Source organism: Micromonospora mangrovicola, assembly GCF_047200535.1.
In the GTDB taxonomy this organism is placed as follows: Bacteria; Actinomycetota; Actinomycetes; order Mycobacteriales; family Micromonosporaceae; genus Micromonospora.
The window spans coordinates 60,892-83,481 of the sequence record NZ_JBJZOG010000020.1; the positions used below are offsets into that span (position 1 = coordinate 60,892).

A 22,590-nucleotide genomic window follows, 5' to 3' on the forward strand; every position below is an offset into this window, starting at 1 on the left:
CGGCCCGGCCCCGACCGTGACCGTGGTCATCTGTGTCTACACCGAGCGCCGGTGGGCGCAGATCGTCCTGGCGGTCCGTTCCGTGCTGGCCCAGGACGTGCCGGCGGCACAGGTGGTCGTGGTCGTCGACCACAATCCGGACCTGCTGGAGCGGGTGCGCGCCACGTTCCCCGAGCTGACCGTCGTCCCCAGCACCGGACCACGCGGCCTGTCGGCGGCCCGCAACACCGGGCTGGCCCGGGCGAGCGGCGAGATCGTCGCCTTCCTCGACGACGACGCCGAGGCGCAGCCCGACTGGCTGGCCCGGCTGCTGCCGCACTACCGGGACGGGCGGGTGCTCGCGGTCGGGGGACACGCCGTACCGGCCTGGGAGGAAGAGCGGCCCCGCTGGCTGCCCCCCGAGTTCGACTGGGTGGTCGGGTGCAGCTTCACCGGCCAGCCCACCGAGGTCGCCCCGGTACGCAACGTCATCGGCTGCAACATGTCCTTCCGCCGGTCGGTGCTGAACCGCACCACCGGCTTCGACCCGGCGCTCGGCCGCGTCGGCCGGACACCGGTCGGCTGCGAGGAGACGGAGCTGTGCATCCGGGTCCGCGAACTCGAACCGGACGGCGTGGTGCTCTACGAGCCCGCGGCCCGGGTCCGGCACCGGGTGACCGTGGACCGGGCGACATGGCGCTACTTCCGGCAGCGCTGCTTCTCGGAGGGGCGGTCCAAGGCGGTCGTCGCCCGGCTGGTCGGCAGCGACGCCGGGCTCGCCACCGAACGCGCGTACACCCGTCGCACCCTGCCCGCCGGGGTGCGCCGCGGCCTGCGCCAGGTCCGTGCCGGTGATCGCGCCGGACTGCTGCGCTCCGGCGCGATCGTCGCCGGGCTGCTGGTGACCGCCGCCGGCTACCTGTCGGCCCAGGCCCTGCGCGCCTCCCAGGTGGTCGGCAGGCCGGTCCCCCGACGCCGGGCGGATCCGGCACCGGTACGGGTGCTCTCCGTCGAACTCTCCGAGCAGATGCCCGCCGTGCCCGACACGGGCGGGCCGGACGGCACCCCGTACGGCGCGGCGCAGGTCCTGGTCCGGCTGCACGGGCAGCCGCTCGGGCTGGTCGAGGTCGCGCTGCCGCCCGGCGGGCTGACCGCGCCGGCGCTCACCGCCGCGATCCGGGACCGCCTCTCCCCGGCGATCGACGCGCACCTGCGACACGACGGCCTGCCCTCACTCGCCCGGCCGGACTCCGGCCCGGCCGGGAAGACCGGTGACCCCGCCCAGACAGGCCACGCCGCGGCGGCCGCCGCCGGACCGTGTCCCTCCCGCCCACCGGCGGTGGAGCCCGCCCCGTTCGTCAGCGTGGTCGTCCCCACGTGTGGCCGCACCCCACTGTTCGAGTCCACCCTCGACTCGATCGCCGCGCTCGACTACCCGCACTACGAGATCGTCGTGGTGGACAACGCGCCGCAGGTCAGCGGCACGGCGCGGACCGTCGCCGCGCGCGCCGCCGCAGATCCCCGGCTCCGCTACACCAGCGAACCGCGGCCCGGCGTCGCGCACGCCCGCAACCGGGGCCTGGCCGAGGCGCGGGGCGCGATCGTGGCCTTCGCCGACGACGACGTCATCCTCGACCGGGGGTGGCTGCGCAGCCTGGTCGACGGGTTCGCAGCCGATGACGTCGCCGGGGTGACCGGTCAGGTCCTCGCCCGGGAACTCGACACGCCGTCGCAGATCTGGCTGGAGCAGTACGGCGGCTACGGCAAGGGCTGCCAGCGGCGGCGGTTCGACCGGACCGGGGTCGCCACCGTCGAAGCGGGAAGCACGCGGCCCGTCGACCTGCCACCGCGGTCGCTGCACCCGTACCTGCCCGGATCGTACGGCTCCGGCGCCAACATGGCGTTCCGCACCGACACCCTGCGCCGGCTGGCCGGCTTCGATCCACGGCTGCGCACCGGGGAGGACATCGACGTGCTGCTGCGCGCGGTGCTCGCCGGACACACGCTGGCGTACGAGCCGGGTGCCATCGCCTGGCACACCCACCGGCGTGAACTGCGGGCGCTGCGACGGACCATGTACCGCTACGGGGTCGGTCTCGGCGCCGTACTGACGAAGTGCCTGGCGACCGACCCCACCGCCCGACGCGAGCTGCTGGGGCGGCTGCCCCGCGGCATCGTCTACGCCCTGCGCCCGGGGTCGGCGAAGAACAACCGCAAGCAGCAGGGCTATCCCCGTTCGCTGACCCTTCTCGAGCTCTGCGGGCTGGCGCTCGGGCCGGTCCACTACGCCGCCGCCGCGGCCCGATCCGGAAGGAGCCGCCGGTGAACCGTGCGCCGAAGGCCGCCGTCCCCGTCCTCTGCTATCACAGCGTCGGCGACGTGCCCCGCGACGACACGCTGCGTTGGTCGGTGTCACCGGGCGACTTCGACGAGCAGATGGCGCTGATCCGGGAGCGCGATCACACGCCGATGACGGTGAGCGACTACGCGGCCGTGCTGCGCGGGGCGGCCCCGCTGCCGCCCCGGCCCGTGCTGATCACCTTCGACGACGGATTCCCCGACCTCGCCGAGACCGCGCTGCCGGTGCTGCTCCGGCACCGGCTCACGGCGACCGCGTACGTCATCGTGGCACGGGTGGGCACGGCACCGTCGCCGCACGGGGATCCGTCACTCGACTGGGATCAGCTCCGTGAGCTGCGTTCGCACGGGGTGGAGATCGGGTCGCACAGTTGGCGCCACCGGGCGCTGGACTGTCTCGGCCCGGCCGGGCTGCACCAGGAGGTCGCGGCGAGCCGGCAGCTGCTGGAGGACCGGATGGGCGCGTCGGTCCGGTCGTTCGCCTACCCGTACGGCTACCACAGCAACGCCGTGCGGACGGCGGTGCGCGCCGCCGGCTACTCCTCCGCCTGCGGGGTCAAGAACGCGCTGAGTCACCGGGACGACGACGTCTTCGCCATCGCCCGGGTGCTGATCGAACGCGACACCGGCGCCGCGGGGATCGAGGCGCTGCTCCGGGGCACCGGCTGGCCGCTGGCCTGGCGCGGCGAGCGGCTGCGCACCCGGGGTTGGCGGGCGTACCGGCGGGCGCGTCACCTCGTGCACGGCGCGCGTACGCCACTGAGCGAGCCGACCTCGTGAGCGCCCCACGCGCCGGGACCGCGGACCCGTCGATCGGCCGCGCGGCTGCCGGCGTCGGCGTCGTCGCCGAGCCGATCGGCGTACGGCTGCGCCAGCACCTGCGCGACCCGCTGAACGGCAACGTCTACGCGCTGATGCTCAACACGGCGGTGAGCTCGCTGCTCGGCATCGCGTACTGGGCGCTCGCCGCCCGCCTCTACTCGCCGGCCGAGCTCGGCGTCGGCGCGGCGATGGTGTCCACGATGACGTTCCTGAGCAACCTCGCCCAGCTCAACCTGAACGGAGCCCTCGCCCGTTTCCTGCCCGCCGCGGCGGGGCACGGCAGCCGGCTGGTCGGGTCCGCCTACGTGGTCACCTGCCTCGCGGCCCTCGCCCTGGGCAGCGGTTTCCTGCTGCTAGCTCCGCTGGTCAGCGACCAGCTCGACTTCCTGCACCGCACTCCCCTGCTCGCCGTGGCGTTCGCCCTGTCGGTCGCCGGCTGGTGCGTCTTCACCCTGCAGGACAGCGTGCTGACCGCCCTGCGCGGCGTCGTCTGGGTGCCGGTCGAGAACACCGCCTTCGGCATCGCCAAGATTGCGCTGCTGTTGCTGCTCGCCGGCGTCGTGCCGAGCCTGGGCATCTTCATCTCGTGGAACCTGGCCGTGGTCGCGGCGCTCGTCCCCATCAACATGCTGATCTTCCGCCGGCTGCTGCCCCGGCAGCGGGCGCGCCGCGCCGAAGAGGCGCTGCCGGGCCGGGGGGTGCTCGCCCGCTTCGTGGCGCTGGACTACGTCGGATACCTGTTCCTGCAGGCCGGCACGAACGCCCTGCCGTTGATCGTGACGGCCCGGCTGGGCGCGGAGGCCAACGGCATCTTCTACGTGGCCTGGCTGCTCGGCGGCTCCCTGGAGTTGGTGGCCTACCACTTCGGCACCTCGCTGACCGTGGAGGCCGCCGCCGACGAGTCCCGGCTCGCGACCTACGCGCGGCAGGTGCTGCGGCGGGGCCTGCTCCTCTTCGTGCCGGCGGTCGCCCTGCTCTGCGTCTCGGCGCCGCTGCTGCTGACCGTGTTCGGCCGCGGCTACGCGTCAACCGGCTCGGACACCCTGCGGCTCTTCGCCGTCGCGGTGCTGCCGAAGCTGGTGCTGACCGTCTTCGTCGCGGCGTCCCGGGTGCAACGCCGGGTGGGACGCATCATCGCCGTGCACGCGGCCACGAGCGTCCTGGTCGTGTCGCTGGCGCTGGTCGCGATGCCCGAGATCGGGGTCGTCGGCGTCGGCGTCGCGTACCTCGCCGGGCAGGTCGTGGTGATGAGCGCCGTCCTGCCGGCGATGACGCGACTGCTGCGGGGTGCGTCGTGAGCGCCGGCGCGGCCCTGCTGGCCGCCCGCGCCGCAGCCGGCCGGCGGATCCGCAACGGCCTGCTCGCCACCGCAGAGTGGGCCGCGCCCGCGGCGGCACTCGCGCTCGGGGTCTGGGCCTTGCGGCGGGGGGACGCCGCCGACATCGGGTCGCTCGGCCTGGTCACCGCGCTGCGCCCCGAGCTGTACGTCGCACTGGCCCTGCTGACCGTGAGTTTCCTGCACGGCATACTGCGCACCCAGCCGGCCTCCGACGCCCTGCTCGCCGCGCACGTGGTGGTGCTCGTCGTCCTGCTCTTCGGGGCGGCACCGATCATCGAGCCACTGCCGCGGGTCATCTCGGGCTGGCTGCACGTCGGCTTCGCCGACTACATCGCCCGTACCGGGGAGACCTTGCCGGACCTGGACGCCCGCTTCAGCTGGCCCGGGTTCTTCGCGTTGACGGCCATGGCGACGCGGCTGGCCGGGATGCCGGACGCCATGCCGCTGCTCGCCTGGGCGCCCGTGGGGTTCAACCTGCTCTACGGCGCCGCGGTGTTCCGGCTGGCCCGGGCGACGTCGACCGACGCGCGGACGGCCTGGCTCGCCCTCTGGCTGTTCCTGCCGGCCAACTGGGTGGGGCAGGACTACTTCGGCCCCCAGGCGATGAACTACCTCTTCTATCTGGTCCTGCTGCTGGTCCTGCTGCGCTGGTTCCAGCCGGTCCGGTACGGCGGCCGGTACGTCGAACGCTCCCCGGGGAGCCCGGCCGGCCTGCTGCCGCGCCTGCTGCGGCTCCCACCGCGGCCGCTGCTCGAACCGATGGCCGAGCAGGCCGGCCCGGCTTCCCTGGTAGGTCTGGTGGCGGTGGTCCTCACCGTCTTCGCGGCCAGCACGGTGAGCCACCAGCTCACCCCGGTGGCGGTCGTGATCGGCGTCGGGGCGCTGGTGCTGGTCCGCCGCTGCACGCTCCGCACGCTGCCGGTCCTGCTCGCCGTCATGCTGATGGCCTACATCAGCTACGGCGCCGTCGCGTACTGGTCGGGGCACCTCCACGACATGTTCGGCTCTTTCGGAAACGTCAGTGGCACCATCAACAACGGGGCCGTCGAACGGGTGCGTGGCGACCAGGGCCACCAGACGGTCGTGCTGCTGCGGGTCCTGCTCGCGGTGACCGTGTGGGGGCTGGCCGCCGTCGGCGCGTGGCGACGGCTGCGCCGCAGGGACGGCGACCTCGGGCTCCTGGCCCTCGCCGGGGCGCCGTTCCTGCTGCTCGCGATGCAGAGCTACGGCGGGGAGATCTTCCTGCGGGTGTACGCCTTCGCCCTGCCGTTCATGGCGATCCTGCTGGCCGCGCTGGTCGCCCCGGCCTGGCCGGCGCGACGGCGCCTGCCCGGGGCGCTCGTGGCGGGAGCGCTGAGCGCCGTCCTGATCGGCGCGTTCTTCGTCGCCCGGTACGGCAACGATGCCTTCGAGCAGGTACGCCCGGCCGACCACCGAGCCGTGGAGTGGCTCTACGCGCACGCCCCGGCGGAAGCCACATTCGTGTCGGTGACCTCCAACGTCCCCTGGCGGGCCCAGGCCGTTGAACAGTACGAGTACCGACCCGTCGGCCAGGACCTCGGGCCGACGACGGTCCCGGCGATCGAAGAGGAGATGCGCCAGAACCCGAGGGGCGGCTACCTGATCATCACGAAGGGACAGTTCGTCTTCGCCGAGTCGTTCCTGGGCAAGCCGCCCGGCTGGGGCGAGGAACTGGAACGCCAGATCGTCGACTCCGGACGGTTCAAGCTTGTCTACTCCAATTCCGAGGCACGGATCTACGTCCTCGGCGGCATCGAAGGGAGCGGTCCGTGACGATGTTCGCCGAGGCCGAACTCGAGGCCAGTCCGGCTCCGCCGGACCCGCCGGAACCCGCCGGGGTCGAGGAGGGCCTCCCGTCGCGCACGCCGTGGCCCGCGCTGGCGACGCTCATCGCCGGCGCCGGCGTCGTCAATCTCGTCCTGTGGGACGTGCCCGGCATACCGCGGGCGGTCGGCGTCCTCGGCTATCTCGCCGTGGCACCGGGACTGGCCTGCGCGCGGCTGATCCGGATACCGGGTGGCCTCAGCCGGTTCGTCGTCGGCGTCGCGCTCAGCCTCGCCCTCGGCGTCCTGGTCGCACAGGGAATGATCCACCTGCACCGGTGGTCACCGCGGCTCGGGCTCGCCGCCCTCGCCGGGATCGCGTCGCTGGCCGCCCTGATCGAGCTGGGCCGGGACGCGCTGCATCACCTTCGGGAGCGAGGAATGGAGGCGCCATGACCCACATCGCGCTGAGCGTGACAGGGGCCGGGCCCGTTCAGGCGACCGTGTTCACCCTGCTGATGCTGGCGCTCACCGCCCGGATCGTGGTGCAGCTGACCGCGGCGTCGGCGCGGCGGATGCCCCTGCGGATCCTCGACCTGGCCGCCGCACCGCTGCTCGTGGCGTTCCTCGTCATCATCCTGCAGCGGTTCCGGGACCTGAGCTGACCGCGGTCCACGGGGCGGTCGTGGCGACCTGCGCCGTCCCTCCGGACCATGGCCGCGACGGAGAGTGCTGGTCGAACAGCTGCGGGTCCGCCGAAGAGGTCACCATGCTGAATGTCCTGGTCACGGCGTTGCAGGTGGTATCCGATGCTCAGCTCGCGGGACCTGTTCCGAGCCACCGCAGCAGACTCCAGAGTTGTGGATCGACAGCACGGGCCCACCTGGCCGCAGCCAAGAGGGTGTAGACGACAGTCGGCACCGCGGACGCGGCGACCACTTCGCCGAACCGCACCCGATCTGCTCCCACCTGCAAAACCAGGCCATCCAGCGGCTTGATGGGATGAGAAGTTCCGAGCGTGCGACAAATGTCGCTCTATGCGCCGCTACGGCAGCTCATCGCTGCGGGGCTGGCGTACCACGTCCTGGTACCGCCGGTGGCTTGCCCCGTAGATGGCGAAGTTGAGCCGGGCATCGCTCAGACTGACGTCCCCATTGGGGCCACCGGCCACCATGCCGGCGTCCGCGTCCCTCCGTCCGTCATCGGTCCAGAAGCAGACCGGGCAGGTGGTGCACCCGGTCCGGTAGCCACAGCACGGACACCGATCGACGGCTTGCTGAATCACGCCGGTAAGCCTCCCATGACAACCCACCAACAGGCACCTCGCCGCACCAGGAATCGTGTCCGATCGGAACCCGGGTGGAATGCTCGACGGTAGTCCGGTCGAAGGCCGAGCGGCCCGATCGGTCAGCATCGGCTGACGCACGCGGGACGTACGCTCGTGCCGCCACCCGCGCACCGCACCCCACCTTGGCTACAGACCCCGGCCGCGCGTTGTCCCGTCGCGCGACCGTCAATCGGTCCGGGTGCGGAGGCTCCGCGCCAGGGTGGGGATCATCACCGTCGCAGGGACGAGGTGTAGCCCGAGGAGGGCGGTGGTGGTGGCGGTGTTTGCCCCGGAGAGGAGGGGCGGGATCAACGAGATCACGGTCAGCGACACTGCCGTCCACGCGAATCGCTCGGCGGGGCGAGCGCTCCAACGAAGAAGAGCGACGGCAATGACGATGCCCACGACCGAGAAGAAGCCGGTCACCACGGCGAACCCGGACAACGGGATAGCCTCGCCACCATCGGGGACCTCGAAGTCGACGCCAAGGGCCTGGGCAAGCGCAGCGGCGAGGGTGGTGGCCACCATCGCTGCGAGCGTGGCAATGAAGCCGGTGCCGGCGAGCCCGCGGAGTCGGTGGGTGTGGCTGGTCTGGCCCGATGCCGGGCCGGCGACGACCCCGGTGTCATTCATGCCGTTCATGTCGTTCCTCCATCATCCGGTAACTGACGTACGGGGTGTTGACTGGCATGTGACGGTCCTGGCCCGGGGGGGTGACGATGCGCACCCTCGCCGTGCGACGGCCGGGGTTCCGCAGGGCGCGGACGCCGGTGCCGCGGAGCCAGAACCCGGCACCGCGTCCGAGGACCGGCCCAGGCTCGCCGTCGCGCAGCTCCAGCTGCACCCGCCCGCGGGTGACGACGCCGAACGCGTCGCACCACTGCGCCGCGACCACCGCGACACGCGCACCACCGCGCAGCGCGAGCGTCCACACCGGGATTACTCCGTGCCGTCCGTTGGCAGGCGCTCGGGCAGCCCGAGCCGCGGGAACTGGTCGTCGTGGAAGATGACGATCTCGGTGATCGCCCCGCCGGTGACGCGCAGGACGTCGATCGTCAGCGGCAGGTACGCGCTCTCCCCCTCGCGCCAGTGGTAGAAGGCGACGGCGGGCTGCCGGTTCACGGAGGTGGGGACGGCGCGCAGACCCGTCATGCCCTCGAAGCCGTCGTCGACCCAGTTGTTGACCACCGCGTCGCGGCCGACGTGCAGGCCCGGCGTGGGCGGCATCGAGCACCGGACGTCGTCCCGCAGCATCGAGGCGAGCGCCGGGACGTCCGTGGCGACGCTGGCGTCGGTGAAGCGGCGCACCAGCTCCCGCGTCGCGGCGTCCTCCTCGCCACCGGTCCAGTCCTGCCGCTCGGCGGGCAGGTGCTCCCGCATGCCGGCGCGGGCCCGCTGCAACGCGCTGTTCACGGAGTTGACGGAGTCCCCGAGGAGCTCCGCGACGTCCTTCGCCGGCCAGCCGAGCACGTCCCGCAGGATCAGCACGGCCCGCGGGCGCGGCGCGAGGTGCTGGACCGCGACCAGGTACGCCAGCTCGATCGTCTCCCGCGCGACAGCGACGGTCTCCGGCTCGTCCGCGCCGGCCGCGGGCAGCTCGTCGAGCAGCCGGTCGGGGTAGGGCTGAAGCCACCCCACCTCACCGCCGGTCGCGGGCTCCGGGCGGCACCTGGCGAGCAGGTCCAGGCAGGCGTTGGTGGCGATCCGGTACAGCCACGCCCGGAACGTGGACCGCCCCTCGAACGTCTCCCGGCGCCGCCAGGCACGCAGGAACGTCTCCTGCACGGTGTCCTCGGCGTCCTCGAACGACCCAAGCATCCGGTAGCAGTGCACGTGCAGCTCCCGCCGGTGCCGCTCCGCCAGCCCCGAGAACGCCGGCTCGTCGACCTCGACCAGCCCGCTCCCGCCCAGCTCCTTTGGCCGCGTGTCCGCACTCATCACGTCATCCTTCCGTCTCGTCGTGTCCCGTCGTAGATGTGACGGGCGCGGGCACGACAACTCATCACCAGGGGTCGGTCGGCATTGCTGAGCACGTTTCCTCCTTAATAGGTCAGCTTTTCGTCGCGGCAGCAGCGGATCCGGGCGTGGGTCTTGTGTTCACGGCCTTCTGCTGGCGCGACAGGTTCGGCCGGTAGCGACGCCGCCTCAACCGAGTACGCACGGAACCGCCGGCGCCCAGATACGCCTTGTCCCGAAGGTCATCAGGTCAGCGTTGGTCGATGCGGCGATGATGCCGTGGGTTCGCGGCTCACGGCCTACCTCAATCAAACTGCTACCGCGCGGCCGGTGGCATGAGTGCGCACGGCGCCTTGGGCGGGGCGGAAGCAAGACGGTTGCCGGGAACAAACGTCCAAGCGATCCGTCGGCGGCCTGCCGACAGTGGACCCATGTCGAAATCCTCGCGGAAACGTTCGGTCCCATCAATCGACCCGGACGGGCCGCGTACCTCCGGCGTCGCATCGACCCTCGGCGCAGCAACTCGCCGGAAGAGACGTCAGGTCGTCGCCGCGGCGATTGCCATGCTGGCGGTCGCCGGTTTTCTCCTCATCAACGCCGTGCTTGTGGAGCGGCAGTCCAGTGCGGGATCGGAGGGCAGCTTGGTGGACGTCGACGGTGTTTCGATGTATGTGCGTGAGGACGGCCCGCGCGATGCCCCCGCGTTGGTGCTGATTCATGGACTTGGCGGGTCAACGCGTTGGTGGGATGCTGTTGTGCCGGCGCTCGTGACGTCTCACCTCGTCATCCGGGTCGACCTGCTCGGGCACGGCCGGTCCGCCAAGCCGACCGGAGCGGTCTACTCGGTCCCGGAGCAGGCACGGCGGGTGGGACTGGTCCTCGACCGGGTCGGCGTCAGGCATGCCATCGTGGTCGGCCACTCCACGGGAGGTTCGGTCGCGACCGCCCTGGCCGAGCAGCGAGGCGACCTGGTGACGGCGCTCACGCTGATCGACACGGGCCCCAGCATGGACGCCTTCATCTCTGACGGGCCCGTCGGGAAACTGTTGTTCGCCCCGGGCGTCGGGCAGCTGTTGTGGCGGATACGAACCGACTCCATCATCCGCAAGGGGCTGAGAACGGCATTCAGCCGGTCGGGGTATGAGATACCGCAGCAGCTCGTGGACGACGTGCGAGCGATGACGTACCACTCGCTCACCGCAATGTCCCAGGCGGCCGACGACTACCTGGTCGAGCAGGCACTCCCAGCGCGGCTGGCGGCCGTCGGGCAGCCTGTGCTGGTGATCTTTGGCCAAGACGACCAGAGGTGGCGATCATCGTCGTCAGCGGCCGAGTATCGCAGGGTGCCGGGCGCCCGGGTCGAGCTTGTCTCCGGAGTTGGGCACTCGCCCATGCTCGAGGACCCCCAGCGGACTGCCGTTCTCATCTCTGCCTTCGCCGACACTGTGCGGTGAGCTCACCGGTGCGGCCGAACCCCCATCCCTTCCCGCGGCCTGGACCGCTGCCGTCGTCCGGTCTGTACGATCGGACCATGCGGCTTGCCGACCTCGGCACCACCGCGCAGTGGGAGATCGCGGTCCCGGACGCGAGCCCGATCGCAGGGGTCGCGATGGCCGGATTCACCGGACGGGCCGGCGATCTCGTCGACCTTCGGGTCATCCCTTATCCCGCCATGACGTTGTTCATCGACTTCGGCGACGCGCTGGTCGTCGACGATCACAGCGGAAGGCGAGTTCGCGGCGCGGGCGTGGTCGGCCTCGCGCCCGCTCAAATTCGAGCGCTTGCGCGAAACTTCGAATGCTTGCAGGTGCGCCTCTCACCGACAGTGGCGCGCGCCCTGCTCGGCACGTCCTGGGAGTTGACCGGATCGGTCGTCGGTCTCGAGGAGGTCTGGGGCCGCGACGCCGTCCGTCTCCAGGAGCAGCTGTATGAGCAACGGTCCTGGGCCGACCGATTTGCGATCACACAGGCAGCGCTAAGCCAGCGGGTCGATCGTGGCCACGCCGTGGACCCGGAGGTTGCACGCAGCTGGGAACGGATTCTGACCGCCCGCGGCCGGGTGCGTGTCGAGCGCCTGGCGGCCGAGGTCGAGTGGAGCCGCAAGCGGCTCTGGTGCCGGTTCCGGTCGCAGATCGCGATCACCCCGAAGCGGGCCGCACAACTCATCCGATTCGACCACGCAGCACACCGGCTCGCCGCGGGTCAGCCCGCCGCCGCAGTCGCCGCGGACAGCGGCTATGCCGACCAGTCCCACTTGCACCGAGACACCACCGCGCTGACCGGGCTCACACCCTCAGCCCTGGCCGTCGCCCAGTGGCTCAGCGTCGACGACGTCGCCTGGGGTCGACGCATGCACGCCGATCGGGCTGACAAAGACGCACCATGGGCGGTGTAGCCACAGCCCTCCAGCTTGACCGGAGGCGCGTTCATCGGCAAAGCCGCGAGTGCTGGCGATGTTCCGGAGGCGGTACGCGGCCAAGATGCAGTTGGGGTGCCGGTCGAGGTTCTTGCGGGCCCGGTCGTAGCGCTGGTGGCGGGTCAGCGTGGCGGGCGGCGATCTGCACGTCGCGCAGGCTGACGCCGGCGTCGAGCATCGTCGTCACGAACGTGTGCCGCAGTATGTGGGGACGCATCCTCGGCATTGCGGCGTGAGCGGGCATCGGGGCTGGCCGAAGTCGTTTTGGTCCGGTGCGCTGTAGGGCGGGAGCCAGATTCATGGGTAGGCTGCCCGCCGTGACTCAGCTCGGACCCGTCGCCTGGCCACCTGCCCCGATCAGGACCGAGCGGCTCGTGCTCCGTGGGCCCGAGGCCCGGGACCGTGCGGCGTTCGTCGAGTTGCTCGCCTCACCGGAGGTGCATACCTACCTCGGTGGCCCTCGACCGCGTGACCAGCTCGAGCACGGGGTGCCCGAGATATCCGAACGGCGTCCTGGTCTTTTCGTGATCGATCTTGACGGAGCGATGATCGGCATGGTCAAGCTCGATCGGCACGACGCGGAGAGTCCGGGGCACGTCCGTCCGGATGTCGGGGAGGCCGAGCTCGGCTACCTGTTCCTGCCGGAGGCGTGGGGACGCGGGTACGGCGTCGAGGCGTGCGCAGCGGCACTCGACTGGTTCGCCGGCGCGCTTCCCGGCGAGCGGGTGGTGCTGCGCACCCAGACCGCCAACGAGCGCTCGATGCGCCTCGCGGCAAAGCTGGGGTTCACCGAGGTGGAGCGGTACGAGGGCTACGGTGCCGAGCAGTGGTTCGGCGTGTGGTCCTCGGTCACGCCGTCCGGTTGAGCTCGTGCTCGGCAGCGTAGCGGTCCACGAGGCCACCGACCGGTCGTCGGCCTCGTCGCGGCGTTTGACCTCGTGGAGCACGCCGGGCGGGAACGGGAGTTGGGCGATGTCAGCCGCGCTGCGCGGTGCCGAGAAGATCCACGGCGTTGCCCACCACACCCGACCACTGTTCCGGTAGCGAGCCACGACATCGCAGACCTACGACTGAGGTGGCGCACGTCGGGCCTACAAGCCTCCGCCGGGGCGACCGAGCGAACGTCCGTACATCGGCATGTCCGTAAGGAATTCACACCTAGGTAATCGACGCAACGTGACCGGTGACCGGGGCCCAGCGCGCACGGTCTGCGGCCAGATCCGCGCAACTTCCTCGTGTGGTGGTTATGCGTCAGCTGCGACTGCCGTCTTGCTCGGCGGGTCCGCTCGTCGTGGTGGCGCGAGCGGGCTGTAGGCCGTTGGCGGCCGGTCAGGTTGGTGTGGACTGGAGGGCATCGGCGACCGGGCGGCGGGTGGCGGCCAGGGCGGGGACGGCGGTGAGCGCGGCGACGGCGAGCAGGACCGTGAGTGCCAGGGCGAGCATCCAGGAGGCGGGTGCGTACTGCTGGTCGCCCCGACTGGCGACCAGATACAGCCCGATGCCGACCGGGACCCCGAGGGCGACGCCGGGTATCGCGGGAAGAAGCTGCGCCATCGCCATGCCCACGGTCACCTGAGCGGGTGTGGCGCCGAGTGTGCGGGCTACGGCCAGCGGGTGGCGGGCGTCGAGGACGGCGGTCCAGGTGCTGACGATGGCGTTGATGAGCGCGAGGACGCACAGCACGACGATGACGAGGATCATGGCCTGGAGGGTTCGCGTGTTCCGGGGGTTGTCCAGCTCCGTTTCGCCGAGCTTGACCTGCCGGTTCTGCGCCAGGCCCATGAGCAGGGCGGCGAGCCCGGTCGTGGTGATCAGGGTGTTCACCATGACGAGGCGGGCGCGGCGGGAACGGCGGGCGTTGATGCGTACCCCGATCAGGAGGGCGGTAGGCATCCGGCAGGACAGCCAGACGCGCCACCCGCGGCGACGCGGTGGCGTGGCGGCGTCGGCCAGCGCGTGGACGGTGTCGGTGGTGGCGGCGCGTAGCACGGGTGCCAGGGTCGCGGCGGCGGCGATGGTGAGGGCGAGGATGGTGCCGGCGACCACGGCGCGTAGCGCGGGCGGAGGGGTGCCGGTGGAGCCGAGGAGCCCGGCGCCGGGGTTGGTCAGCGCTGGTGCGGCGAGCCAGCCGGCGGCCAGGCCTGTGCCGGCGGCGGCGAGCCCGATGACGAGGTATTCGGCGAGGTGGACGGCGGCGATCATGGCTGGTCCGGCGCCGACGGCCTTGAGTAGTCCGACTCGGCGGCGTTGGTCGACGACGCGGCCGGCGACGATGTTGGCGACGCTGGCCACCGCGAGGGCGGTGAGCAGCCAACTGCCGACCAGCAGGGCCAGGCGCGCCTGTTTGACGAGCCTGCCGTCCGCCTCGGCGATCCCTGCCCAACTGGTGTATTCCATCCCGTCTGTTCTCATGTGGATGAACGAGGTGCTGGCCCGCGGGTCGGCGTATCTGAGGTTCAGGGTGTACGACAGCGGCCGCGCGCCGGCCAGCGCGCTGATCTGGCTACGGTCGACCCAGACCAGGCCGGCGTTTTCGGTCAGGGGGCTGCCCGCAGAAATGCGCCAGTCGGCGCTCGGGTAGACGGCCCGCGCGGCGGTGACCGCGGTGCCGACCACCCGCAGCGAGTGGCCGTTGATGTCGACGGTGTCGCCGATGTGCACGCCGAGGGCGTTGGCGAAGGTGGGCTCGATGACTACGCCGCCGGGGCGTACCCAGGTGCCGGCGGTCACCGCGGGCCGGTCGAGCGCCGCCGGGGAGTCGTCCCGGCCCTGAACGACCGCCGGCACGGTCTTGCCGTGGGCGGTCATCACCAGATAGCCCATCGGGTACGGTCCGCTGTGCGCGGTGACGCCGGGCGCGGTGGCCAGCGGCGCGAGGGCGGCCAGAGCCTCCTGGCCCGTCGCTCCCGGCGTCACCACCACGTCGGGGCCCGCGGTGGCGGCCCGGGTCCGCTCGTACGGCTGGGCGAGAGCATTGTCGAGAGCGAGGCCGAGAGTCAGCGTCGCGGTCGCGGCGCTGATCGCGAGCAGCAGCAGTACGGTCTCGGTGCGCCGCCGGCGCAGGTCCCGCATCATCAGCCGGCACACGAGCAGCAGACGTCCGGCCATGTCAGCGCCACCCGCCGTAGATCGTGCCGGCGCCGGTGGTGGTGGTGGTGGCGAGCCGGCTGTCGTCGGCGAACGACCCGTCCCGCATGGAGATCACCCGGTCGGCGACCGCGGCGATCCGCGCGTCGTGGGTGACCACCACCAGCGTCTGCCCCGCCGTGCGCAGCTCCTCGAACAACCGCAGCACCTCCAGGGTGGCGGCGCTGTCCAGGTTCCCGGTGGGCTCGTCGGCCAACACGACCAGCGGCTCGTTGCTCAATGCACGGGCGATGGCGATCCGCTGCCGCTGCCCGCCCGACAGCGCCGAGGGCAGGTGCCTGGCGCGGTCGGCGAGCCCGACCCGGTCCAACAGTTGCAAGGCAGATTGCCGGGCCCGGCGGGGGGACCGCCCGGCCAGCAACGCGGCCAGTTCGACATTCTCCACCGCGGTCAGCTCGTCCATGAGGTGGAACGACTGGAAGACGAAGCCGATGTGATGCCGCCGCAGCCGGGCCAAGGCGCGCTCGCTCATCGTGTCGACCCGGTGCTCGGCCAGCCAGATCTCGCCGTCGGTGGGACGTTGCAGCCCGCCGAGCAGGTGCAACAGGGTCGACTTCCCGCAGCCGCTGGGACCCATGATTACCAGCGTCTGCCCCGCGGGCACCTCCAGGTCGATCTCGTCGACCGCGCGCACAAGGGCGTCTCCCCGGCCGTACCGCCTGCTCACCCCGCGTGCCCGAAACAGCACCGATCCGGTCATGCTGCACCACCGGGCATGGCCTCTCGGCCCTCGCTTCGCTCGGTGCGCTCGCTCATGCCTACCCTCCGGTCCGGTCGCGTTCGGTCCACATGCGTTCGCACGCCTCCAGCCACTCCAGGTCGGCCCTCAGCCGCAGCACGACCCCTTCCAACAACAACCCGACGACCGGATCCACCGACCGCTCCAGCGCGGCCCGCTGGGCATCCCGCAGCCGACGCAGCACCTCACGCCGCTGCGCGTCGACCAGCGCCACCGGATCGGCCAGCCGGGCGGCAGCGGCGGCCACCAGCTTGAGGTGAAACTCGGTGAGGTCCGGCCTCGGCCAGCTGACCTCGGCCAGCCAGGCGGCGACCCGCTGCTGCCCGGCCGGGGTCAACGCGTAGACGCGGCGGTCGGGCCGGTCCGGCAAACCCTCGGCGCGCTGCGAGGTCACCAGCCCCGCCTTGGCCAGCCGGGCCAGCGTCACGTAGATCTGCCCGGCGTTCATCGCCTCGCCGAGCGGGCCCAGCGCGCCACGCAACCGGCTCCGCAGGTCGTACCCGTACGCCGGCTCCTTCGCCAGCATGGCCAGCACCACGTCCTGCACCCGACACGCCCTCCGTAGATCAACAATAGATAACCGCTATCCATAGCGCTGTCAAGTCGAAGGAGGGTGCAGCAGACAGAGCCGACGGTTCACCTGAATGGTGTTCCGCCCAGACGCGCTGGCGGCGGTGTGGCGGGTCTGGCCCAGCTCGTTCGGCTCCGCGCCGCGTGCTGCCGGGCACCTCGCCCGTAACTTGTTGGCCCTGGTGCGCAAGACGCACACCGACATGGTGGCCGCCGTATTCCGCACGATCTTCGCCCAATCCGACGCCGCCACTGTCGCCGTACCTGGGACCAGGCGCGCGACCAGCTCAGTGGCCGGTTGCCGAAATCGACACACTCATGGACGTGGCCAAGGCGGCGATGTTGGCGTTCACCGCGTTCCCCCGACCGCACTGGCCAAAGATCTGGAGCACCAACCCCGCTCAAGGAGCGCCGCTACCTGTCCGAGGAATCCCTCGTTCACCCACGGGCTGGCGGTTCAGGCGTTGTTCGACCCCGAGCGGCTGCCGGCCGCGACGCAGACCCGACTCGTCGACGACCTTCTCGCAGTACTCATCCGCTGAACCACGACGACTCGCCGCCCCGGCAACCCGGACCACTGTGGCGGCCCCGGACCGAAGATGCGGGGCCGGCACGCGCCACAACTTGCCGCTATGTCCTCTCCACTTCCGAAGACTCGACCGAGGTCACCGCCCGCCCGGCGGCCATGAGTGCGGTCACCGTGACCGCGACCGCCGGCGAGGCTCCGGTCCGGTAGGCGCGGTGCATCGCCGAGAGGTACCGGCCGCCGAGCGCGGACAGGCTGGTGGCCGCGACACCGGGAGGCCGGCCACCGGCGAGCGCGAGCGCCGGTACGACTGCCGCCCCGAGGCCCGCCGCGACCAGCGCCAGCACGGCCGGAAACTCGATGCACTCGTGCGCGGCCAGCGGCCGGAAGCCGTGCTCGTCGGCGAGGCGGTCGAGGGCGCGCCGGACCGCCGAGCCGGACGGACCGACGATCCACGGGTCCTGCGCGAGGTCCGCGAGCCCACCCGGGGTCCGCTGCCACGCTGTCGGCACCACCACCCGGTACGGGTCGGCGAGCAACGGCACGGACACCGTGCCGGACGGTTGCGGCACGATCCCCGGCTCCGAGTCGTCGATCAGCACGTCGACGGTGCCGGTGGTGAGCTCCCGCAGCGCCGATTCGCCCTCGAGTTCCACGATGCGTGGCTCGATGGCCGGGTGCTCAGCGGCGAGGGCGCGCACCGCCGGGACGATGAGGTGGGCGATCGCCGTCGGGAACGCGGCGATGGTGACCGGCCCGGCGACCCGGCCGGTCAACGCGGACAGCGCCCGCCGCGCCTCGGTCAGTTCCGCCTCGATCCGCTCACCCGTCGCAGCGAGGTGGCGTCCAGCCTCGGTGAGCGTCACCCCCCGCGGGCCCCGGTCGAGAACAGCGACACCCACCTCCCGCTCCAGTTGGGCGATCTGCTGCGAGACCGCCGACGGCGTCAGATGCAGCAACGGCGCAGCGGCGGCGACACCACCACGCCGGGCCACCGCCCACAGCACACGCAACCTGCGCGGGTCGATCTCCATGCAGTTCTCCTTAACGCACGGCCCAGCAACTCTTGCTTGTCACCGCGCCGGCGGAAACCCATCCTTGGCGGTTGTGAGCAGCGAGAACATACGACGGGGGCGGGACGTGGCACAGCAGTGGCGGGCGGAGTTCGACGCAGAAGTCACCTTCACCAACGGTGGCGGACTGACCGCCCACCGGTTCCGGCTCGACCTTGACGACAAGCATGTCGGCCCGGCCGAGGTGGGAGCCGCGTTCATCCGCGAACTGGGGCTGCTGATGGTCGCCGACGTGGCGATCTCCCGGTTGCGGCTGCTCGCCGAGCCACACAAGGGGCGCCGGAGGGCGGCCCCAGCACCGGCCGCCCACGGCATCGTCGAGCTGTCCCACCGCATCCACGCCGGCATGATCACCTATCCGGGCCTTCCCGGGCCGCAGCTCTCCGCACATGTGTCGCGCGAGGCGTCCCAGCAGGCCTACACACCCGGCACCACCTTCCAGATCGACCGGATCACGATGGTCGCCAACACCGGCACCTACCTCGACACGCCCTACCATCGGTTCGCTGACGGCGACGACCTCGCCGCCATCTCGGCTGACCGCTTCGCCGACCTGCCCGGTGTCGTGGTGCGGCTCACCGATCACCCGGGACCGGCCATCGGGCCGGAGTTGCTCGCGCCGTACGACGTGGCGGGGCGGGCGGTGCTCGTGCACACCGGCTGGGACCGGCACTTCGGCACCGCCTCGTACGGGCTGGGTGGTCACCCATACCTCACCAGGGCCGCTGTTGACCACCTCGTCGCGGCCGGCGCGGTACTGGTCGGGATCGACTCGGTCAACGTCGACGACACCTCCGACGGTACCCGCCCAGCCCACACGGGGCTGCTCGCCGCGGGCGTCACGATCGTCGAACACCTCACCAACCTCGGGGCGTTGCCGGTGACCGGTTTCCGGTTCCACGCCGCGCCCGCCCCGGTCGCCGGCATGGGCACGTTCCCTGTCCGCGCGTACGCCGTCCTCGGTGCCTGCTCATGACGGCTGTCGTGACTGCCGTGGAGGTGGTCGGCTGGCTGGGCGCCGCGCTACTGCTCGCCGCGTACGCTCTGATCTCCAGGGGCCGCCTCGCCGGTGACGGACGGATCTTCCAGTGGCTCAACATCGCCGGGAGCGGCGGTCTGGCGCTCTCCTCGACCGTCCACGGCGCGTGGCCGTCCGCCGCGCTCAACGCCAGTGTGGATAGCAATCGGTTTCGGGGCATTGACCACCGCGGCGTCGATAGGCGCCGCCCGCTGATGTTGCTCCCGAAGCTCGAGTTCCGCGCTTCGCTGCGCCCCGTGCACGGCACCGCCTGGCCACCGCCGCCACCGGTGACCCGGGCAGCTCACCATTGCTCGCCAAGCTTGTCGAGTCCGCACAGGCCCACTGACGAGCCGTGAACGCACCCAACCTCATCGCCGCTGAGCCCGCTTCGAACGCAGGCAGTTCGTCGAACACGCCGCAGCACGGGCAGCGTGAGCGACCTCAGTTCGCCGGTCGACGCCGAGATGGCGGAAGGGGGTGGCCGAGCGAATTTCAGGTCGCCAACTGGGCGTGCAGGCCCCAGCGGTCGATCTGGATCCAGTATTCGCAGATCAGCCCATCGACCACCCGATACACGGCGCTGGCCACTTCGACGACCGGTCGCCCAGTGGGCGCCATGCCATTGACCTGCCCGATGTGGTGGCCCTGCTGGGTCCAGCGGGCGTACACCTTGTCGCCGGAGCCGAACAGCTCGTCCACACGCAGTTCGAATGTCCCGTACGCGTCGATCATCTCCTGCACGTGCTCCGCGTACTGCTGCGGGGTGCGGGTCACGACCGCGGGGTCCTCGGCCTGAACCTGATGCGCGGTCACCACTGGCGCCATCAGCTGACCCGCCCGGCTGGGATCGACGCCCGAGCGGACGACACGCAGGAACTCGCCCACCACGGCGAGAGGATCATGAGCCACCTCGACAGCTTCCCCGTTTCGCTGGTCGGTGAGCAGCCGGGCCGTCAGAATGCGAGGCCGTTCACATTCCGCACGGTCCTTGCGGTAGGCCACCTCGCCGATCCCGGCGCGCCGCAAACCACCGAGCCGATCAGGTCATGCCGTAAGCCTGACCTTGTGTGCGCAGGGTGGGCGCGGCTGGAATGGGCTCGGCGGGTCGCTGGGGCTTCGCACGGGCCGGCAGCGGGTATCGAACTGGATCGTCACGAGGGCGCGAGGTGGTTTGTCATGGCAGGGACCCGGCAGATCCTGTTCATCCAGGGCGGCGGCGCGGGCGTGCACGACGCGTGGGACGACAAGCTGTTCGACAGCCTGCGGCGGGAGCTCGGGGACGGGTTCGAGGTCCGCTACCCGCGCATGCCCGACGAGGACGACCCGAGCTACGCCCGGTGGAGCGTAGCAATTCGGCGTGAGATGACGGCCTTGGACGACGGGGCGGTCGTCGCCGGCCATTCGGTGGGCGCGACGATTCTCATCAACGCGCTCGCCGAGCAGCCACCGGAGCCGGAACTCAGCGCGATCGTGCTGATCGCCGCTCCGTTCGTCGGTGCGGGCGGCTGGCCCGGCGACGAGTTCGAGCTGCCGCACGACCTCGGCGCGAGGCTGCCGCACGGCGTGCCGGTGCATGTGTTCCATGGGCTCCAGGACCAGACTGCCCCACCGTCGCATGCTGACCTGTACGCCCGCGCCATTCCGCAGGCGCAGCTGCACCGGCTGCCCGGGCGCGATCATCAGCTGGACAACGACCTGAGCGAGGTGGCGAAAACGATCAGTCTTGACGGCCTCGGATTCGTCACCCGCGGATAGGAGCGTGGGTCAGTAATCGGCAACCGGCTGGGTGTCCGTGGTCGGGTGATCGATCCGACCTGCCGAAACGCGACGTCCGATTGCCGCCAGCACCCTTCTCTTGGTTCACGGACAGTTGATGACGGCTCGTGCACCGCATGGCGAGTCTTCGGCTCACATCCCGCGAAAGGCAAAAGAATGCACGTGGTCCCCGGGCTCAAGGTGCTGTACTTCGGGACACCGGTGGTGCTGATCAGCTCACGTAACGAGGATGGCACCGCGAACCTCGCGCCGATGTCCTCCGCCTGGTGGCTGGGCCAGTCCTGCATGCTCGGTCTCGGCAACAGCGGCCAGACGACGGCGAACCTGCTGCGCGAACGCGAATGCGTGCTCAACCTGCCCTCATCGGCGATGGTCGACGCTGTTGACCGGATCGCGCTCACCACCGGGAAATCGGCCGTGCCGGACTACAAGGCAAAGCAGGGCTACCGGTACGAGCCGGACAAGTTCTCGGCCGCGCAGCTGACCGAGCAGACATCGGAGCTGGTCCGGGCGCCCCGGGTCGCGGAATGTCCGGTCCAGTTGGAGTGCCGGGTCGTCTCGACGCACCCCTTTGGCGGCCCCACCCCTCATGCCACCGCCTTCCAGGTCGAGGTCCTTCGCGCCCACGTCGAGGAGGATCTGATCATTCCGGGGACGCACTACGTGGACCCGCTCGGATGGGACCCGCTCATCATGAAGTTCTGCGAGTTCTTCGGCGGTGGACACAACGTGCATCCGTCGAAACTCGCCGAAGGCTGGAACATGCCACACCAACTCCAGCCGGCAGCCGTCTGAGCTGGTGCCGCGTGCCGGCAGCCCGCCCGTGGTTCGTGATCATTTCTGCAGAATGGTGGCGGTATGCGTGGTGGGGATGGGCTGTTCGAGGTCGAGCCGGTCGAGAAGAAACAGCCGCAGGGCCGTCCGGCGGCGGTGGACAAGCGGTTCAGGGCATTCGACCCGCACCAGGTCCTGCTACTGCCTCCGTCGCTGGACGACTGGCTGCCCCAGAACCACCTCGCCCGGTTCGTCGCCGATCTGGTCGACGAGGTCCTGGACCTGACAGCAATCCGGGCCGACTACACACAGAAGCGCGGCTACCCGCCTCACGACCCGCGACTGATGCTCCGCCTGCTGATCTACGGATACACCACCGGCGTCCGCTCCTCGCGGGCGATCGAGCGCAAGTGCGCCGACGACGTCGCGTTCCGATACCTGGCCGCCGACCAGGCCCCGGACTTCCGCTCCATCTCACGGTTCCGCCGCCGCCACCTGGACGCCCTCGCCGACCTGTTCACGCAGTCGCTGCACCTGGGGCAGAAGCTCGGCATGGTCAAGATGGGCCGCGTCGCCCTGGACGGCACCAAACTCGAAGCGAACGCGTCCAAGCACAAGGGCCATGAGCTACGGCCGCCTGATCGACAAGGAAGAGCGCATCGAGGCCGAGATCGTCCAGCTGGAGGCCACGGCACAGGCTCTGCTGGCCGAGGCAGAAGCCACCGACACCGCCGAGGACCAGAAGTTCGGCGTCGACGGCAAGGACACCGACCTGCCCGCAGAGCTGGACCGCCGTGAGAAACGTCTGGCCAGGCTGCAGGCAGCCCGCGCGCAGATCGAGGCCGAAGCAGCCGACAAAGCACGCGCCCACGCCGAGGAAATCGAACGCCGCCGACAGGAGCGTGCCGGCACCAGCGACGAGCAGGCCGTCACCGACGCCGGGCACAAGGCTGCCGCGAAGGCCCGTCCCAAGCCCAAGGCTC

At 71.1% G+C, this 22,590-nt stretch carries 22 protein-coding genes and 2 pseudogenes; 14 read left to right on the forward strand and 10 right to left on the reverse strand.

The annotated features are described in order from the left end of the window. Window positions 1-16 precede the first annotated feature (16 nt). From ACL02O_RS11150 to ACL02O_RS11175, 6 genes are read left to right on the forward strand one after another with little or no spacing between them, the layout of a single operon-like run. Window positions 17-2,305 (forward strand): glycosyltransferase, encoded by a 2,289-nt coding sequence (locus ACL02O_RS11150; RefSeq protein ID WP_412817935.1) that lies wholly within the window; start codon window positions 17-19, stop codon window positions 2,303-2,305. After that, entirely contained in the window at window positions 2,302-3,117 is an 816-nt protein-coding gene (locus ACL02O_RS11155) for a polysaccharide deacetylase family protein (RefSeq protein ID WP_412817936.1), read from the forward strand. The genes ACL02O_RS11150 and ACL02O_RS11155 overlap by 4 nt, the downstream gene beginning before the upstream one ends. Further along, on the forward strand, window positions 3,114-4,457 hold the full coding sequence (locus tag ACL02O_RS11160; RefSeq protein ID WP_412817937.1) for a lipopolysaccharide biosynthesis protein: 1,344 nt from the start codon (window positions 3,114-3,116) through the stop codon (window positions 4,455-4,457). The genes ACL02O_RS11155 and ACL02O_RS11160 overlap by 4 nt, the downstream gene beginning before the upstream one ends. Beyond that, complete coding sequence (locus tag ACL02O_RS11165) at window positions 4,454-6,292, forward strand: hypothetical protein (protein WP_412817938.1); 1,839 nt, start codon at window positions 4,454-4,456, stop codon at window positions 6,290-6,292. The genes ACL02O_RS11160 and ACL02O_RS11165 overlap by 4 nt, the downstream gene beginning before the upstream one ends. Then, a complete protein-coding gene (locus tag ACL02O_RS11170) occupies window positions 6,289-6,738 on the forward strand; it encodes a hypothetical protein (RefSeq protein ID WP_412817939.1) in 450 nt (149 codons plus the stop codon). Before ACL02O_RS11165 ends, ACL02O_RS11170 begins: the two co-directional genes overlap by 4 nt. Continuing rightward, complete coding sequence (locus ACL02O_RS11175) at window positions 6,735-6,947, forward strand: hypothetical protein (protein WP_412817940.1); 213 nt, start codon at window positions 6,735-6,737, stop codon at window positions 6,945-6,947. The genes ACL02O_RS11170 and ACL02O_RS11175 overlap by 4 nt, the downstream gene beginning before the upstream one ends. A 380-nt stretch (window positions 6,948-7,327) precedes the next feature. On the opposite strand, the gene ACL02O_RS11180 is transcribed toward ACL02O_RS11175, so the two are convergent. From ACL02O_RS11180 to ACL02O_RS11200, 5 genes and pseudogenes are all read right to left on the reverse strand, one after another. Next, window positions 7,328-7,696, reverse strand: a complete 369-nt coding sequence (locus tag ACL02O_RS11180) for a CPCC family cysteine-rich protein (protein WP_412817956.1) — start codon at window positions 7,694-7,696, stop codon at window positions 7,328-7,330. Window positions 7,697-7,795: 99 nt separating this feature from the next. Next, a complete protein-coding gene (locus ACL02O_RS11185; protein WP_412817941.1) occupies window positions 7,796-8,251 on the reverse strand; it encodes a DUF6069 family protein in 456 nt (151 codons plus the stop codon). After that, window positions 8,235-8,543: a hypothetical protein gene (locus ACL02O_RS11190; protein ID WP_412817942.1), complete on the reverse strand. Its 309-nt coding sequence runs from the start codon at window positions 8,541-8,543 to the stop codon at window positions 8,235-8,237. Before ACL02O_RS11190 ends, ACL02O_RS11185 begins: the two co-directional genes overlap by 17 nt. 5 nt (window positions 8,544-8,548) lie before the next feature. After that, the gene (locus ACL02O_RS11195) at window positions 8,549-9,550 is read right to left on the reverse strand and encodes an RNA polymerase subunit sigma-70 (RefSeq protein WP_412817943.1); all 1,002 of its coding nucleotides are present in this window, start codon (window positions 9,548-9,550) and stop codon (window positions 8,549-8,551) included. A 131-nt stretch (window positions 9,551-9,681) separates the two neighbouring features. Further along, window positions 9,682-9,814: pseudogene (locus tag ACL02O_RS11200) on the reverse strand (IS5/IS1182 family transposase); the annotation flags it as partial. Window positions 9,815-9,996: 182 nt separating this feature from the next. On the opposite strand from ACL02O_RS11200, the gene ACL02O_RS11205 reads away from it, so the two are divergent. From ACL02O_RS11205 to ACL02O_RS11215, 3 genes are all read left to right on the forward strand, one after another. Then, window positions 9,997-11,019, forward strand: a complete 1,023-nt coding sequence (locus ACL02O_RS11205) for an alpha/beta fold hydrolase (protein WP_412817944.1) — start codon at window positions 9,997-9,999, stop codon at window positions 11,017-11,019. Window positions 11,020-11,096: 77 nt separating this feature from the next. Then, a complete protein-coding gene (locus ACL02O_RS11210) occupies window positions 11,097-11,960 on the forward strand; it encodes a helix-turn-helix domain-containing protein (RefSeq protein ID WP_412817945.1) in 864 nt (287 codons plus the stop codon). 320 nt (window positions 11,961-12,280) lie between these two features. Next, a complete protein-coding gene (locus tag ACL02O_RS11215; RefSeq protein ID WP_412817946.1) occupies window positions 12,281-12,847 on the forward strand; it encodes a GNAT family N-acetyltransferase in 567 nt (188 codons plus the stop codon). A 463-nt stretch (window positions 12,848-13,310) separates the two neighbouring features. Here the strand turns inward: ACL02O_RS11215 and ACL02O_RS11220 are convergent, their stop codons facing one another. From ACL02O_RS11220 to ACL02O_RS11235, 4 genes are all read right to left on the reverse strand, one after another. Next, the gene (locus ACL02O_RS11220; RefSeq protein WP_412817947.1) at window positions 13,311-15,089 is read right to left on the reverse strand and encodes an FtsX-like permease family protein; all 1,779 of its coding nucleotides are present in this window, start codon (window positions 15,087-15,089) and stop codon (window positions 13,311-13,313) included. A 1-nt stretch (window position 15,090) separates the two neighbouring features. After that, the gene (locus ACL02O_RS11225; protein ID WP_412817948.1) at window positions 15,091-15,762 is read right to left on the reverse strand and encodes an ABC transporter ATP-binding protein; all 672 of its coding nucleotides are present in this window, start codon (window positions 15,760-15,762) and stop codon (window positions 15,091-15,093) included. Window positions 15,763-15,886: 124 nt separating this feature from the next. Next, window positions 15,887-16,414 carry a PadR family transcriptional regulator gene (locus ACL02O_RS11230; RefSeq protein WP_412817949.1) on the reverse strand — a complete coding sequence of 176 codons (528 nt, stop codon included), beginning with the start codon at window positions 16,412-16,414 and terminating at the stop codon, window positions 15,887-15,889. A 653-nt stretch (window positions 16,415-17,067) separates the two neighbouring features. After that, entirely contained in the window at window positions 17,068-17,997 is a 930-nt protein-coding gene (locus ACL02O_RS11235) for a LysR family transcriptional regulator (RefSeq protein ID WP_412817950.1), read from the reverse strand. A gap of 73 nt (window positions 17,998-18,070) precedes the next feature. Here ACL02O_RS11235 and ACL02O_RS11240 point away from each other — a divergent pair, with 73 nt between their 5' ends. Beyond that, the gene (locus ACL02O_RS11240) at window positions 18,071-19,012 is read left to right on the forward strand and encodes a cyclase family protein (RefSeq protein WP_412817951.1); all 942 of its coding nucleotides are present in this window, start codon (window positions 18,071-18,073) and stop codon (window positions 19,010-19,012) included. A gap of 8 nt (window positions 19,013-19,020) precedes the next feature. Continuing rightward, entirely contained in the window at window positions 19,021-19,413 is a 393-nt protein-coding gene (locus ACL02O_RS11245) for a CBU_0592 family membrane protein (RefSeq protein WP_412817952.1), read from the forward strand. Between the two features lie 136 nt (window positions 19,414-19,549). On the opposite strand, the gene ACL02O_RS11250 is transcribed toward ACL02O_RS11245, so the two are convergent. Continuing rightward, window positions 19,550-20,059: an ester cyclase gene (locus tag ACL02O_RS11250; RefSeq protein WP_412817953.1), complete on the reverse strand. Its 510-nt coding sequence runs from the start codon at window positions 20,057-20,059 to the stop codon at window positions 19,550-19,552. 174 nt (window positions 20,060-20,233) lie between these two features. Here ACL02O_RS11250 and ACL02O_RS11255 point away from each other — a divergent pair, with 174 nt between their 5' ends. The 3 genes and pseudogenes from ACL02O_RS11255 to ACL02O_RS11265 form a co-directional block, all read left to right on the forward strand. After that, window positions 20,234-20,812 (forward strand): alpha/beta fold hydrolase, encoded by a 579-nt coding sequence (locus ACL02O_RS11255; RefSeq protein WP_412817954.1) that lies wholly within the window; start codon window positions 20,234-20,236, stop codon window positions 20,810-20,812. A gap of 177 nt (window positions 20,813-20,989) precedes the next feature. Beyond that, window positions 20,990-21,628 carry a flavin reductase family protein gene (locus ACL02O_RS11260; protein ID WP_412817957.1) on the forward strand — a complete coding sequence of 213 codons (639 nt, stop codon included), beginning with the start codon at window positions 20,990-20,992 and terminating at the stop codon, window positions 21,626-21,628. A 135-nt stretch (window positions 21,629-21,763) separates the two neighbouring features. Then, window positions 21,764-22,590, forward strand: a pseudogene (locus ACL02O_RS11265) (transposase); the annotation flags it as partial.